The organism is Agrobacterium leguminum, from assembly GCF_015704895.1.
Lineage (GTDB): Bacteria > Pseudomonadota > Alphaproteobacteria > Rhizobiales > Rhizobiaceae > Agrobacterium > Agrobacterium leguminum.
Window position 1 is genome coordinate 1 of sequence record NZ_JADQWB010000015.1, and the last position, 14,272, is coordinate 14,272.

Sequence of the window (14,272 nt, forward strand, 5' to 3'; positions counted from 1 at the left end):
CGATCAGCAGCGTGTTCCAGATCGACTGGAAGAAGGCCGGATCGGTATAGAAATACTGGTAATTGAACAGACCGGCGAAGCTGACATTGGCCGGGTTGAGGAGATTGTAGTTCTGGAACGAGAACCACAGGGTCATCGCCAGAGGCACGATCATCCACACCAGCAACAGCAGCACCGATGGCGCTAGCATAACCCGCGCTAATCCGCTTGTGTTTCGGGTTGCCATGAGTTTCCCCTCCCTGACCGATACCCGCAACGTCTCCCGCCGGGGCATCCGAATTTAACGATTGTCTTAGTGACGATCTTCGCCCGTCGCCGCATGGTAGGTCGCCAGCACCTGATCCACTGCCGCGACCAGAACCTCCTCCATATCCTTTCCTGCAACTGCCGCGAGCGGCAATTCGCCGAGATACTGGCGCAGCAGGGGTTCGGGAATTGTCTTCCCATCCAGCGCCTTATGCAAGGCGGAAACGGCCGCAAGCGCTTCCGGCCGCGTCCAGTAATAGCGGATACGGTCGCTGTAGCTGTAGTGGCGCTGCAATCGCAGCGTGATGTCATCGCCATGGTAATGTCCGCGCCAGTCGCCGGGTGAGGAAAGCATCAGCTCCTCCATGGTGCGCGCCAAAGGACGGTCGCCATAATCGCCGATCATCTCGGAGGCGATCATATCGAGAGCGTAAAGCGCCTCGCGATAGGCGAAGGTCAGGCCGGGGCCCACTTTCAGGATGGGATATCCATCGCATACCAGTGTCGTGAGGGCGGCCTGCGTCTGGTAATCGGTGGAATGGGCCTCGAAGACCAGTTGCGGTTCGGCGTCCAGCACGGCGCTCAAGGCGGTGGCCGCTTGCGGATCGTAAGCGACGACATTGTCGCTGCCGAATTCCACGCCGGGCTGCACGACAAAGGCGATGACCCGTTCGAACGCATCGGAAAGGCCGTGTCGCGCGAATATTTCGCGGTGAAGGTCGATGGTCTGGCGCGCCGCCTGCGGCTGCGTCGGCGCGACCGTGTCGAGCACATGGTCAGCCCCGCCTGGCACCGGCACCTCGGTGCCGAGAATATAAAGCGGTTTCGGCAGGCCGGCAGCCGCGGCGGCCTTTTCGGCGACGGCCGCAAGTTTGGCGGCGCGGTTGGCTATCGTGTCGTCGTCCAGCGCCGCCGGTTCACCGGCGCAGCCCATCGAGGCATCGAGATGGATCTTGCGAAAACCTGCCGTCACATAGGCCTCGACCATGGCGGCGGCTTTTGTCAGCGCTTCCTCGGCCGGTTCCTTGCGCCAGGGATTGGGGCCGAGATGGTCTCCGCCAAAAATCACCAGTTCGCGGGGCAACCCTTCTTCCTCGGCAATGCTGTTGACGAAGCTGACGAAGTCCCGCGGCGTCATACCGGTATAACCGCCGAGATGATTGACCTGATTGCAGGTTGCCTCGATCAGCACCGGTGTCCTACCGGCGGCGGCGCGGCGGATTGCGGCGCGCAGAACAACGGGATGGGCGGAGCAGACGGAGGTGATGCCGGCGGGCTTGCCGGAGCGGCGCGCGGCGGCGAGATTTTCGAGTATACCGGTCACAGGATTTCCTCCGACAGTTGCGCGGCCAGAAAGGCGTCGAGTTCGGAAAGGCTGGCGGCGCCCTCCATCGGGCCGCGGCGGGTGACATTGTGCGCGCCGGCGGCATTGGCATAGGCGAGCGCCTGTCCGGGGTGCATGCCCAGGCGGCGGCAGGTGAGGTAGGTCGCACCGAAACAGTCGCCGGCACCGGTCGGGTCGATTTCGCGAACCCGCAGGCCGGGGACGTCGATGCGCCCATGGGCGCGGCTGAAATGGCTTGCGCCATCCGCACCGCGCTTCAGCACGATCTCGCCGATACCGGAGGCAAGCAGCTTTTCAATCGCCGCGTCCTCGTCATCCAGCCCGGAGGCCGCCTGAAGCTCCTCGCCGGAGGGCAGGAGAAGATCGGTGACACCAAGCAGATCGTCGATCAGCCTGCGGCCGGCGTCGCCCTGCGCCAGTTCCTTGCGGATGTTGGGATCGAAAGAGACCGAGCCGCCACGCGCCCTGACGCTTTTGATGGCCTCAAGAATGATTTCGCCAATGCCGGCAATCGCAAAGGCCGATCCCATGACATGCACATGGCCGGCTTTTTCGATAAGAGCCTGCGCTTCATCGGTCATATGCGTTTCGCTGGCCGCCGAATGGGCAATGTTGAAAACGAAGTCCCGTGCGCCGTTTTCCCGGTAACGCACGAAGGCGCTGCCCGTCGGCCGGTCGGCTATGGTGGCGATGGCCGAGACGTCGACGCCGTCGCCGCGCAGCCTCTCGACATTGAGACGGCCGAAATCATCGTCACCCACCGCCGCAATGATGCCGGCGGCTCCGCCGCAGCGCGCTACCTGATCGATGAAGATGGCCGGCGCGCCGCTCGGGAAGGGGCCGATCAGCGCCTGCGGCTCCAGAAAGCCGTCGCCCACCGTCGTCGCCATGATTTCCACGAGGATTTCCCCCGCCGTGATGGTCGGGCCTTTCGTGTGCGGCGCCAGTGCGGATGTCTGCCTCATCGTCTCCTCCATATGCATTCGGCTCCCGTCCTTTTGGCGGATGCAAATCCGCTGTCCCGAGGGCTTCTAGTTTTCGGATATCATTCAAAAATTTACGCGCGTCAATATATGATGTGATGAAAATTTTGTTGCGTCGCAGCAAGCTAGACGCCTCTGGAAATAATTTTTTATGGTATTATCCGCTTTAAAACAGTGGTTTATCGGCACGGATGACGATATCTCCATGCTCCGATTTATTTTCGGATGTTGACAAGAGAGCGGATTTTGCGAGATAAAAAATTTACGCATGTATTGTTATGCGTAGACATCCGTAAAGGAGGAGCGGGTCTCATGAGCAAATTTATTGGAATTCTGTCATCGTCCGTGGTTGGCATCGGCCTTTTCGCCGGTCTGGCGCAGGCGGAAGAAATCAACATCGCCACCGTCAACAATGGCGACATGATCATCATGCAGAAGCTTTCCAGCGCCTGGGAGAAGGAGACGGGCAACAAGATCAACTGGATCGTGCTGGAAGAGAATGTTCTGCGCGAACGCGTCACCACCGATATCGCTACCAATGGCGGCCAGTTCGACATCATGACCATTGGCGGTTACGAGGCGCCGATCTGGGGCAAGCAGGGCTGGCTGGCGCCGGTCGACGATCTCGGCGACGACTACGATTACGCCGATCTGCTTGATCCGATCAAAAAGGGCCTGACTGTCGACGGCAAGCTTTACGCGGTGCCGTTTTACACCGAAAGCTCGTTCACGCTTTACCGCAAGGACCTGTTCGATGCGGCCGGCCTGAAAATGCCTGACAATCCGACCTACGACCAGATCAAGGATTTCGCCGCCAAGCTGACTGACAAGTCGAAACAGCAATATGGCATCTGCCTGCGCGGCAAGCCGGGCTGGGGCGAGAACATGGCCTTCCTCGGCACCATGATCAACACCTATGGTGGCCGCTGGTTCGACATGGACTGGAAACCGCAGCTGACGAGCGAGCCGTGGAAAAAGGCGATCTCGGATTATGTGGCACTGATGACGTCTTACGGCCCGCCCGGCGCGGCCGCTAACGGCTTCAACGAGAACCAGACGCTGTTTTCATCCGGCCGTTGCGCCATGTGGATCGACGCCACTTCGGCGGCGGGCCGCGTTTATGACCCCAAGCAAAGCCAGGTTGCCGACAAGACCGCTTTCACGCGCGCTCCAGTCGAAGTGACGCCGAACGGCTCGAGCTGGTCCTGGTCGTGGAACCTCGCCATTCCGAACACCACGAAGAAGCTCGAAACCGCCAAGTCCTTCGTGAAATGGGCGACCTCGAAGGACTATGTGAAGACGGTTGGTGAAAGTGAAGGCTGGGTGGCGGTGCCGCCGGGCACGCGCAAATCCACATATGAGCTGCCGGAATACAAGAAGGCTGCGCCCTTTGCGGATACGGTGCTGAAGGCGATCATGTCGGCCGATCCGTCCAAGCCGACCAAGGATCCGGTGCCCTATACCGGCGTGCAGTTCGTCGCCATACCGGAATTCCAGTCCATCGGCACGGTTGTCGGCCAGCAGATCGCGGCTGCCCTTTCCGGCCAGCAGACCGTCGATGCGGCGCTCGAAGGCGCGCAGAAACAGGTCGAACGTGACATGACCCGCGCGGGCTACATCAAGTAGCCGCGTCCTCCCGGCGTGCCGCCCGTTCGCCTTTCGGGGGCGGGCGGCATGGGTGGAGTGTGAGTTACAGCACCTGCTTCCTCATTCCTGTGCTTGTCACAGGAATCTAGCCAGCCCAAGTCCTTGGGCTGAAAAAGACTCCTTCCGCCGCGCCGACGCGCGTCGACTGGATTCCTGTGACAAGCACAGGAATGAGGGAGTGTGGGGTGCGCTGGCATATCAAATCTTTACCCGGTGTACCGTGTTCGGGTTTGCCGGAAAAAATGCATCTAACAACAAACGCATGACCGGGTTCATCCAGTGCCCACCATGCATCACGGAGATCGACATGAGATTGAAGAACAAGGTCGCGCTGATCACCGGCGCCGCCCGCGGCATCGGCCTTGGTTTCGCGCAGGCTTTTGCCGATGAAGGTGCGAAGGTGATTATCGCCGATATCGATATCGCCCGGGCGACGGCTTCCGCCGCCGCCATCGGCCCTGCAGCCAAGGCCGTGAAGCTGGATGTGACCGATCTTTCCGAGATCGACGCCGTGGTAAAGGCGGTGGATGAGGAATTTGGCGGCATCGACATTCTCGTCAACAATGCCGCGATCTTCGATATGGCGCCGATCAACGGCATTACCGAAAAGAGTTATGAGCGGGTCTTCGACATCAATCTCAAGGGACCGTTGTTCATGATGAAGGCGGTCTCGAATGTGATGATCGAGCGGGCGCGCGGTGGCAAGATCATCAATATGGCGAGCCAGGCCGGCCGTCGCGGCGAAGCGCTCGTCACGCTTTATTGCGCTTCCAAGGCGGCGATCATTTCCGCCACGCAGTCGGCGGCGCTGGCGCTCGTCAAGCACGGCATCAATGTCAACGCCATTGCGCCCGGCGTGGTGGATGGCGAGCATTGGGAAGTGGTCGATGCGGAATTTGCCAAATGGGAAGGCCTGAAGCCGGGTGAGAAGAAGGCGGCGGTGGCGAAATCCGTGCCGATCGGGCGTTTTGCGACGCCTGACGACATCAAGGGGCTGGCGGTTTTCCTCGCCTCTTCCGACAGCGACTATATTCTCGCCCAGACATATAATGTCGACGGCGGCAACTGGATGAGCTGAAAAGCCGGAGATGACCATGCATGCCATTCAATTCGTCGAGAAGGGACAGGCCGTTCTGGCGGAAGTTCCCGTTGCCAATCTTCCGCCGGGCCACGCGCTCGTGCGGGTCAAGGCTTCGGGGCTTTGCCACACCGATATCGATGTGCTCCACGCACGTTATGGCGACGGTGCCTTTCCGGTCATTCCGGGGCATGAATATGCCGGTGAAGTCGCGGCCGTGGCCGCCGATGTTTCGGGCATAAAGGCCGGCGACCGGGTGGTGGTCGATCCCAATCTGCCGTGTGGCACCTGCCCGAGTTGCAGGAAGGGGCTGACCAATCTTTGCAGCACGCTGAAGGCCTATGGGGTTTCCCATAATGGCGGTTTCGCGGAATTCAGCGTCGTACACGCTGGTCACCTGCATGGCATCGGTTCCATGCCCTATCATATCGCGGCGCTGGCCGAACCGCTTGCCTGCGTCGTCAACGGTATGCAGAGCGCGGGTATCGGCGAGAACGGAACGGTGGCTGAAAATGCGCTGGTTTTTGGCGCCGGTCCCATCGGCCTGCTGCTTGCCCTGTCGCTGAAAGCGCGCGGCATCGAGACGGTGACGATTGCCGATATCAACGAAAGCAGGCTGGCTTTTGCCGAAGGTCTCGGGCTTCAGGTGGCGGTTTCCGGTTCGGAAGCGCTCCTGCGGCAACAGAAGTCTTTCGATGTCGTCGCCGATGCGACCGGAATCGCACCCGTTGCGGAAGCGATGATCCCGCTGGTTGCCGATGGCGGCACGGCGCTGTTCTTCGGCGTCTGCGCGCCGGATGCCCGCATTTCGGTTGCGCCCTTCGAAATCTTCCGCCGTCAGCTCAAGCTTGTCGGTTCGCATTCGCTGAACCGCAACATACCGCAGGCGCTCGCCATTCTGGAAACGGATGGCGATGTCATGGCGCGGCTCGTCTCGCACCGGCTGCCGCTTTCGGAGATGCTGCCGTTCTTTACGAAGAAACCATCCGATCCGGCCACCATGAAAGTGCAATTTGCAGCCGAATGATCGTTTGGTGGTTGATAACCGCAGTCGACCGGCTTTTCGTGCGAAGGCCGGTCGATATAAAGTACCACATGTAATAGTTCATGGGGGCAAGCACTTTGGCCAAATCTATCAGGACGATGGAAGAGTTTTCGGAATTCGTCGGCCTTTCCCGCCCGACTGTTTCGAAATACTTCAATGATCCGGCCTCGGTCCGCAAGAAGACCCGGGACGCCATCGAGGATGCGCTGAAGAAATCGGGTTTCCGGCCCAATATTTTCGCCGTCAATCTCAACCGCCGCCGTTCCAATATCATCGGCATCATCATCCCGAATTCCACCGATCCCTTCTATATGGCGCTGACGAGCCGTATCGAGCTCATCGCCAACGAGGCGGGGTTTCTTGCCTTCGTGCTGTCATCCGACGGCAAGGCGGAAATCGAGGACCGGGCTATCCGCACCTTCAAGTCGATGAATGTCGCCGGCGCGATCATCGCGCCTCTCGGCGTCAAATCCCACCGCGCCACGCTGGAGCAGCTCGCGGCCAGCATTCCGATCGTTTATGTCGATTCGCCGCTCGATGAGACCTCGGCCTTTGTCGGCACCGACAATCGCCAGAGTGTCGGGCTGATGGTGGATTATCTCTGCCGCTCGGGCGAGCCGCCCTGTTTCTTCGACATGCCGCAGGTCAATACCAATGCCGCCACCCGTCGCACCGCCTATGAGGAGGCCATGCGGCGCCTTGGTTTCGAGCCGCAGGTGATCAACGTTCCGGATATTGTCACCTGGGATTTCGAGCGTTTCGCTTTCGATGAAGCGGGCAGGTTGCTGGAAGGGGCGGGGGCTCTGCCATCGCGCACGATTCTGTGCGCCAACGACCGTATCGCCTTCGGTGTCATCGCCGCCGCCTTCCAGAAGGGCATCAGGGTCGGCCATGGTGCGGATTACGACCTCAGGGTCGCCGGCCATGACGATCATCCGCTGTCGCGTTATGCCTGCCCACCGATTACCACGGTGGCGCAGAACTATAACGAGATCGGCAGGCTGTCGATCGAGCTTCTGTTACAGAAGCTGGACGAAGAGGCGGATGACACGACGCGGATGCGCGAGCGCATCCTTCTCAGTGCCGATCTGATGCTGCGCAAATCGGCCTGATGATTTGTTAGATAAGCTAAACAAAAAATCTGATTTTCTAAATAGAACTAATATTTGAACGCTCCTACTCTGTTTTCAAGGTTGCTTTGGGAGGCGACCGCGAGAGCCGGCGCAAAGGCGTGCCGGTATCCGGGAGGAACGTTGGATTGTCATGCCGTCCGTGCCGCGAGGGGAGAGCCTTCGCAGCCTGGGTATCGCATGGCCTTCGCCGGGCTGACTGGACATTCTCGCCAGCAATTTCCCCAGCGAAGGATGTCAAAACATGAATCTCTATTCTCTTCTGTCAGCGCGTGCAGCCGGCGGCAAACCCGTGCGGGTCGGCCTCATCGGCGCCGGCAAGTTCGGCTCCATGGTGCTGGCGCAGGCGCAGCGCATTGCCGGTTTCCACATGGTCGCGGTCGCAGACCTCAATGTCGGCAAGGCGAAGGAATCGCTGGATCGCGTCGGCTGGCCGAAGGAGCGCTACGATGCGAAGAGCTGCGCCGAGGCGCTGAAGAGCGGCAAGACCTATGTGACCGACGATGTGAACGAGCTTTTCGCCTGCGGCGAGATCGAATGCGTGATCGAGGCCACCGGCCATCCGCTGGCCGGCGCGCGCCATGCGCTCGGGGCCATCGACCACAACAAACATGTCGTCATGGTCAATGTCGAAGCCGATGTCATGGTCGGGCCGATCCTTGCTGAAAAGGCCCGCGCCAAGGGCCTCATCTATTCGATGGCTTACGGCGACCAGCCGGCGCTGATCTGCGAGCTGGTGGACTGGGCGCGCGCCACCGGTTTCGAGGTCGTCTCCGCCGGCAAGGGCATGAATTTCGAGCCGCGTTATCGTTATTCGACGCCGGACACGGTCTGGGGTTATTTCGGCTGGACCGACGAGGAAGTGGCCAAGGGCGACTTCAACCCGAAAATGTATAATTCCTTCACCGACGGCACCAAGGCGGCCATCGAAATGGCGGCGGTCGCCAACGGCACGGGGCTGGATTGCCCGGATGACGGTCTGGCCTTCCCGCCCGCCGGCCTGCACGATCTCGCCCGCGTCTTCCGCCCCGCTGCCGATGGCGGCCGTATGTCGCGCTCCGGTCTGGTCGATATTGCTGCGAGCCAGGAGCCGGATGGACGCGAGGTGTCCAACAACATTCGCTACGGCGTTTTCGTCACCTTCAAGGCGCATAATGAATATGCCCGCGCTTGCTTCAAGCAATATGGCCTGCTGACCGACCCATCCGGCTGGTACGCCTCCATGTGGCGTCCGTTCCACATTATCGGTCTCGAAACATCGATCAGCGTGCTCTCCGCTGTGCTGCGCAACGAGGCCACCGGTTGCTCCAAGGAGTTCCGCGGCGATGCCGTCGCCACGGCGAAGAAAGACATGCAGCCCGGCGAGATGCTGGACGGCGAGGGCGGTTACGCGGTCTGGGCGAACGCCATTCCGGCCACCCGCAGCCTCGATATGAAGGCGCTGCCGATTGGCCTCGCGCATAATGTCAAGCTGAAGCGCGCCATCAAGAAGGACCAGATTGTCAGCTTCGACGATGTGGAGCTGGTGAACGACCTCGATGTGGTGAAGCTGCGTCAGGACATGGAAAACCGCTTCCGTCCGCAAAAAGACGCAGCCGCGTAATGGACGGAGAACGGGACATGCCGAAGGGAGCTTTCGTGGTAATCGCGGAATTTCGGGTGAAGCCTGACGCGATGGATGCCTTTCTCGACGCCGCGCGCGATGACGCCACCCATTCGGTTCGGGATGAACCGGGTTGCCGGCAATTCGACGTGGTGCGGCCGGAAACCGGAAACAACGTGGTGTTCTACGAGGTCTATGACGATAGGCAGGCTTTCGACGACCATCTCAAAACACCGCATCTCGACCGGTTTCGCGAGGCGTTTCCCGCCCTTATCGATGAAGAACTGCCGGTGCGTTTCCTGAACCGGCAATGGCTTTGAAGGATGGGAACGATGGCAGACATCCGTCGGATCGCCGTTATCGGAACGGGTATCATGGGTGCCCCCATGGCGGCGCGTCTGGCGGAAGCCGGATTTTCCGTCAAGGTCTGGAACCGCAGCGCTGAAAAAGCTGCGGTTCTGGCGGAGAAGGGCGTGCTGGCGGCGGCAACGGCTGCCGAGGCTGTGTCTGAAGCGGATGCCGTGCTCTGCATGCTGAGTTCCGGGCCGGTCTGCAACGAGGTTCTGCTCGGCTCCTCGGGCGTTGTTTCAGCCATGAGGCCCGGTGCGGTTCTTCTGGTCATGAGTTCCATTCCCGTTGAGATCGCAATGGAACAGGCGGAGGCGGCAAGGGCATGCGGGGTCAGATATGTCGATGCGCCCGTATCCGGCGGTGAAAAGGGAGCGATCGAGGGAACGCTCGCCATCATGGCTGGCGGCGAACAACAGGATGTGGATGCGCTGCGGCCGCTCCTCGGTTGTCTGGGGCGCGTCACCCATGTCGGTCCGGTGGGCTGCGGTTCTCTGGCCAAGCTCGCCAATCAGTTGATCGTCGCCTCGACAATCTGCGCCGTCGCCGAAGCTCTGACCCTCGTGGAAGAGGGGGGAGCGGACCCGGCGCAGGTGCGCCACGCCCTGCTTGGCGGCTTTGCCGATTCCACCGTCTTCCGCCAGCACGGAAAACGTATGGTGGAAGGCGATTTCCGTCCCGGCGGGCCGGCGAAATATCAGGTGAAGGATACGTCCACGGCGCTGGCCTTCGCCAGAAGCCGGGGCCTCAGACTACCGGTCGGCGAGGAGGTTGACCGGCTGTTCCGCTCCATGGTCGAGCATGGCGCGGGCGAGCTTGATCACAGCGGTGTGATCCTTGAAATTAAGCGCATGAATGCGTTCGGAGGAACGCTCGAAACCATTTGAGACACAACAAAGGGAGGAACACATGAAAATTTCAAAACTTTACGGTCTGGTTCTGGCCGCCACCATGCTCGTGGCATCCATCGCACAGGCGGAAACGCTGACACTTTCGACGCCGGATGCCGACAATTCCGAAATCACGCTCGCCGCCAACAAGTTTGCCGAGATCGTTTCGAAAAAGACCGACGGCAAGCTCAAGATCAAGGTGTTTCCGAACGGCACGCTTTATGGCGGCGATCCTTCGGCGGGCGTCAAGCAGTTGGCCGGCGGTTCGCTGGACATGCTGTTGAACTCGACCTCGCTTTACGCCACCTTCAATCCGAAGTTCACGGCCATCGCCATTCCCTACCAATTCCGCGATATCGATCAGCTCAGGGTCTATCTCGACAGCGATCTCGGCAAGGAGCTTTCCACCGATCTCAGCAAGATTGGCATTCTCGGGCTCGATCTCTGGTCGCGGCCGCTGCGCCAGATCACCAATTCCAAGGCGCCGATCAAATCGCCGGCCGATCTCAAGGGCATGAAGCTGCGTGTGCCGAACAATCCGCTCTGGGTCGAATTCTTCGGCGCCATGGGTGCGGCTCCGACGCCGATGGCCTTTGCCGAGGTCTATAATGCTCTCCAGCTGAAAGTCGTCGACGGACAGGAAAATCCGGTCAACGTGCCGGTCAGCGCCAAGCTTTACGAAGTGCAGAAATATCTGACAATCAGCAATCACATTGCTGACGCCTGGGTGCTGGGCATGAACCCGGCCCGCTTCGAAGGTCTCGATGAGAACTTCAAGACCGCGCTGAAGGAAGCAGCCACCGAGACCGAAGCCTGGAAGGCGCAGAACGACGCTGCCGATATCGACAAGTCGCTCGAGACGCTGAAGAAGAACGGCATGGAGGTGAACACGCTGACCGACGACGAACGCAAGGCTTTCGTGGCGGTGGCGGCCGGTCTTTCGGCAAAGTTCTCCGCGCTGGTGAAAGATCAGGCGTTCTTCGACAAGACGCAGGCTTTCCTCAAGACGAACTGACGTTTTCGCACAGGGAAGGCCGGATTTTTATCCGGCCTTCCCCAACGTCAGCAAGGGTTGCTTTGCCGCAGAGGCAGGGTGGCATTCGTTTTACCGGATATCCGGTTTCAGCAGTGGAAGGGTATTGTCATGAACGATACGAAACCTTCGGTGCTCGGCACCATCGTTAAAGTCACCGCCGATGTGGCCGCAGGGGCAGCCTGTGCCGGCATTCTCATCGTCGTTCTTCTTCAGGTCATCGGCCGCCTTGCCGGCAGCCCGCTTCCCTGGACGGAGGAGGCGACGCGTTTCCTCTTCATCTGGATGGTGTTCCTCGGCCTCGCCGCCGGCTTCCGCACCGTTGAAAGCGCCCGTGTCGTGGTGTTTCTGGTGCTGTTTCACCGCTTCTTCCGGCGGCTGGCGGTGCCGATCTATGTCGGTTCCTCGGTGTTCTTCTTCGGCATGATGGGCTGGACGGGCCTGACCATGGTGCGCCAGCAGATCATGATGAACGAGACCGCCGCCACCCTGCCGATCCCCATGTGGACCATCGGCATCGTGTTGCCGGTCTCCGCCATCATCGCCGTGCTGGCCATCATCGAATCGCTGCGCAGCCGCCGGGAGCTCATCGCGCTTCCCGAGCTTGGTCTGCCGGCGGATGAGATCGCCCATGCCGATATCTCCATTTCAGCAGGACATTGAGCCATGTCGGTCTTTCTTCTCGTCGCCTTTTTCGGTCTCAGCATGCTCGGCGTGCCGCTTGCCATCGCGCTGGCGCTCGCCAGTGTCGGTACGCTGTGGCTCTTCACCTCCATGCCCATGGACCTGCTGTCACAGACGATGTTCTCGTCGATGAACTCCTTCCTCCTTGTCGCCGTGCCGCTTTTCATCCTCGTCGGCACCGTCATGGAGCGGGGACGTGTGGCGGAGCGTATCTTCGATTTCGCCGAAGCCATGGTCGGCTGGCTTCCCGGTGGGCTGGGCCACGTCAATGTCATCTCTTCGGTCATCTTTTCCGGTGTCTCCGGCTCCTCCGTCGCCGATATCGCCTCGGTCGGCGCCATCGAGATCAAGGCCATGGAGCGGCATGGCTTTCCGAAGGGCTATGCCGTCGGCATGACGCTTTGCACCTCGACGCTTTCCTCGATCATTCCGCCGTCGATCCTGATCGTGATTGCCGGTTCCATCGCCAACGTGTCGATCGGCACGCTGCTGATCGCGGGTCTGGTGCCCGGCCTTTTCATCGCCTTCGCCTTTCTGGTCTTCAACCACTTCTATTCGGTGCATTACGGTTACAATCCGCCGACGCCGTTCAATTTTCGTCTGGTCGTCGTCACGGGCCTGCGCGCCATCCTGCCGATGCTGACGCCGCTGATCCTCATCATCGGCATTGCCAGCGGCCTGTTCACGCCGACGGAGGCCGCAGCCATCGCGGTGGTTTATGTGGCGGTGCTTGGCGTCATCGTTTATCGCACCCTGCCGGTACGCGAACTGCCGGAAATATTGATCTCGACGGCACGTATCTCGGGAACCATCCTGTTCATCGCCGCAACCTCGCAGCTCGCCGCCTGGGTCTTCACCTTCGATGGGCTGCCCGAACAGGTGGCCGATCTCCTGAAGGCCATGAATCTCGGGCCCATGTCGGGAATGCTTGTCATCTTCGTGTTCCTGCTGATCATCGGCATCTTCATGGAAGCGATTCCGGCGATGTTCATCCTCATCCCGGTGCTGATGCCGCCGGTGGAGGCGCTGGGCATCGATCCGATCCATTTCCTGATCGTGACTGTCATGACGCTGACGCTCGGGCTGGTGACGCCGCCGGTGGGGGTCTGCCTGTTTGCGGCTGCACAGGTGGCGAATATGAAGATCGAGGATGTCATTCGCGGTTCGCTGGCGCCGATGACGGTGCTGACGCTCGCTATCTTCGCGCTGGTGCTTTTCCCGGTGCTGACGCTTGGGCCGATACGGCTGATGGGGCTTTATTGAAACGGGAAGAGCAGAACTGTAAAATCAGACAACGCGACGGGCACGCCACTCGTCGCGTTGTTTTCGCATCCACTCCAGAAACAGCGTTACTTTTCTCTGCCGCAGATGGGAATGCGGGCAAACGATCCATTGGGTAACGAGCTTGATGCGTGGCGCGTCGATGACCGGGCAGATAAGCGCGCCGGTCGTAAGTTCCCGTTCCATCATCAGCGTGCTTTCCAGCGCGACGCCCAGGCCACCGGCAGCGGCATCGATGGCCATATGGCTGCGGTCGAACAGCACACGCCGCCATCTTTTGTCAGAATGCACGCCCGCCATTGGAAACCAGTGCGTCCACTGTGCCTGCGCCTTCACCGAATGAATGAGCCGCAGATCCAGCAGATCGGCGGCCTGAAGGCTCGCAGCGGCGGCGTAATCCGGGGATGACACCGGCAGGAATTCCTCCTCCACCAGCCCTTCCACGAAGAGGCCCGGCCAGCGGCCGTCGCCATGGCGCAGCTCTATATCGACGAGTTCCTGCGAAAAGTCGGTCGGCTCGTTGGTGCCGTCGAGGCGTACTTCAAGTTCGGGATGTTCTTCCAGAAACGAGCCGAGACGCGGCAGCAGCCATTTGTTGGATATGGTCGGCGTCGCCCGGATTGTCAGCGTGGTGACCGAGCGGAAGCCGCGAATGCTGTCGGTGGCATCTGATATCTGCTCGATCTGGGCGGTTATCATCGAAAAATACCGCTCGCCCGCTTCCGTCAATGTCACCTTGCGGCCGGTTCGCGCCATCAGTGTCGTGCCGAGCTGGCCCTCCAGTAACTGGATTTGCTGGGAAACGGCCGAAGGCGTGACGCTCAACTCTTCCGCCGCCCGTGAAATGCTGCCCGCCCTTGCCGCGGCGTGGAAAACGAGGATCGATTTTATCGGGATTTGCATGGGTAGGGCTTTGCTCAACGGAATACGGCGGTCACCTGAGTATCACAGGTGACCGC

At 60.4% G+C, this 14,272-nt stretch carries 13 protein-coding genes and 1 pseudogene; 10 read left to right on the top strand and 4 right to left on the bottom strand.

Features of this window, described 5'->3' with window-relative positions; genetic code table 11:
- From I3J13_RS19115 to I3J13_RS19125, 3 genes and pseudogenes are all read right to left on the bottom strand, one after another.
- Positions 1-226: pseudogene (locus I3J13_RS19115) on the bottom strand (sugar ABC transporter permease); the annotation flags it as partial.
- A gap of 66 nt (positions 227-292) precedes the next feature.
- Complete coding sequence (locus I3J13_RS19120) at positions 293-1,570, bottom strand: D-tagatose-bisphosphate aldolase, class II, non-catalytic subunit (RefSeq protein ID WP_142780343.1); 1,278 nt, start codon at positions 1,568-1,570, stop codon at positions 293-295.
- A complete protein-coding gene (locus I3J13_RS19125) occupies positions 1,567-2,574 on the bottom strand; it encodes a tagatose kinase (RefSeq protein WP_196379822.1) in 1,008 nt (335 codons plus the stop codon). The genes I3J13_RS19120 and I3J13_RS19125 overlap by 4 nt, the downstream gene beginning before the upstream one ends.
- A gap of 312 nt (positions 2,575-2,886) precedes the next feature.
- On the opposite strand from I3J13_RS19125, the gene I3J13_RS19130 reads away from it, so the two are divergent.
- The 10 genes from I3J13_RS19130 to I3J13_RS19175 all read left to right on the top strand — a co-directional run bounded on the left by I3J13_RS19130 (position 2,887) and on the right by I3J13_RS19175 (position 13,295).
- Positions 2,887-4,200, top strand: a complete 1,314-nt coding sequence (locus I3J13_RS19130) for an ABC transporter substrate-binding protein (protein ID WP_196379823.1) — start codon at positions 2,887-2,889, stop codon at positions 4,198-4,200.
- Positions 4,201-4,528: 328 nt separating this feature from the next.
- Positions 4,529-5,299 (top strand): galactitol 2-dehydrogenase, encoded by a 771-nt coding sequence (locus tag I3J13_RS19135; RefSeq protein WP_196379824.1) that lies wholly within the window; start codon positions 4,529-4,531, stop codon positions 5,297-5,299.
- A 16-nt stretch (positions 5,300-5,315) separates the two neighbouring features.
- Complete coding sequence (locus I3J13_RS19140) at positions 5,316-6,326, top strand: D-altritol 5-dehydrogenase (RefSeq protein WP_196379825.1); 1,011 nt, start codon at positions 5,316-5,318, stop codon at positions 6,324-6,326.
- Between the two features lie 116 nt (positions 6,327-6,442).
- Entirely contained in the window at positions 6,443-7,456 is a 1,014-nt protein-coding gene (locus I3J13_RS19145) for a LacI family DNA-binding transcriptional regulator (RefSeq protein WP_196379898.1), read from the top strand.
- Between the two features lie 262 nt (positions 7,457-7,718).
- Entirely contained in the window at positions 7,719-9,077 is a 1,359-nt protein-coding gene (locus tag I3J13_RS19150; RefSeq protein WP_196379826.1) for an NAD(P)H-dependent oxidoreductase, read from the top strand.
- A 17-nt stretch (positions 9,078-9,094) separates the two neighbouring features.
- A complete protein-coding gene (locus I3J13_RS19155) occupies positions 9,095-9,397 on the top strand; it encodes a putative quinol monooxygenase (RefSeq protein ID WP_206696250.1) in 303 nt (100 codons plus the stop codon).
- 12 nt (positions 9,398-9,409) lie between these two features.
- Positions 9,410-10,312 (top strand): NAD(P)-dependent oxidoreductase, encoded by a 903-nt coding sequence (locus I3J13_RS19160; RefSeq protein ID WP_196379828.1) that lies wholly within the window; start codon positions 9,410-9,412, stop codon positions 10,310-10,312.
- Between the two features lie 22 nt (positions 10,313-10,334).
- A complete protein-coding gene (locus I3J13_RS19165) occupies positions 10,335-11,330 on the top strand; it encodes a DctP family TRAP transporter solute-binding subunit (protein WP_196379829.1) in 996 nt (331 codons plus the stop codon).
- 129 nt (positions 11,331-11,459) lie between these two features.
- Positions 11,460-12,011, top strand: coding sequence for a TRAP transporter small permease (locus I3J13_RS19170; protein WP_196379830.1), 552 nt, complete (start codon positions 11,460-11,462; stop codon positions 12,009-12,011).
- 3 nt (positions 12,012-12,014) lie between these two features.
- On the top strand, positions 12,015-13,295 hold the full coding sequence (locus I3J13_RS19175) for a TRAP transporter large permease (RefSeq protein WP_196379831.1): 1,281 nt from the start codon (positions 12,015-12,017) through the stop codon (positions 13,293-13,295).
- A 24-nt stretch (positions 13,296-13,319) separates the two neighbouring features.
- Here the strand turns inward: I3J13_RS19175 and I3J13_RS19180 are convergent, their stop codons facing one another.
- Positions 13,320-14,216 carry a LysR substrate-binding domain-containing protein gene (locus tag I3J13_RS19180; protein ID WP_196379832.1) on the bottom strand — a complete coding sequence of 299 codons (897 nt, stop codon included), beginning with the start codon at positions 14,214-14,216 and terminating at the stop codon, positions 13,320-13,322.
- Between the last annotated feature and the right edge of the window lie 56 nt (positions 14,217-14,272).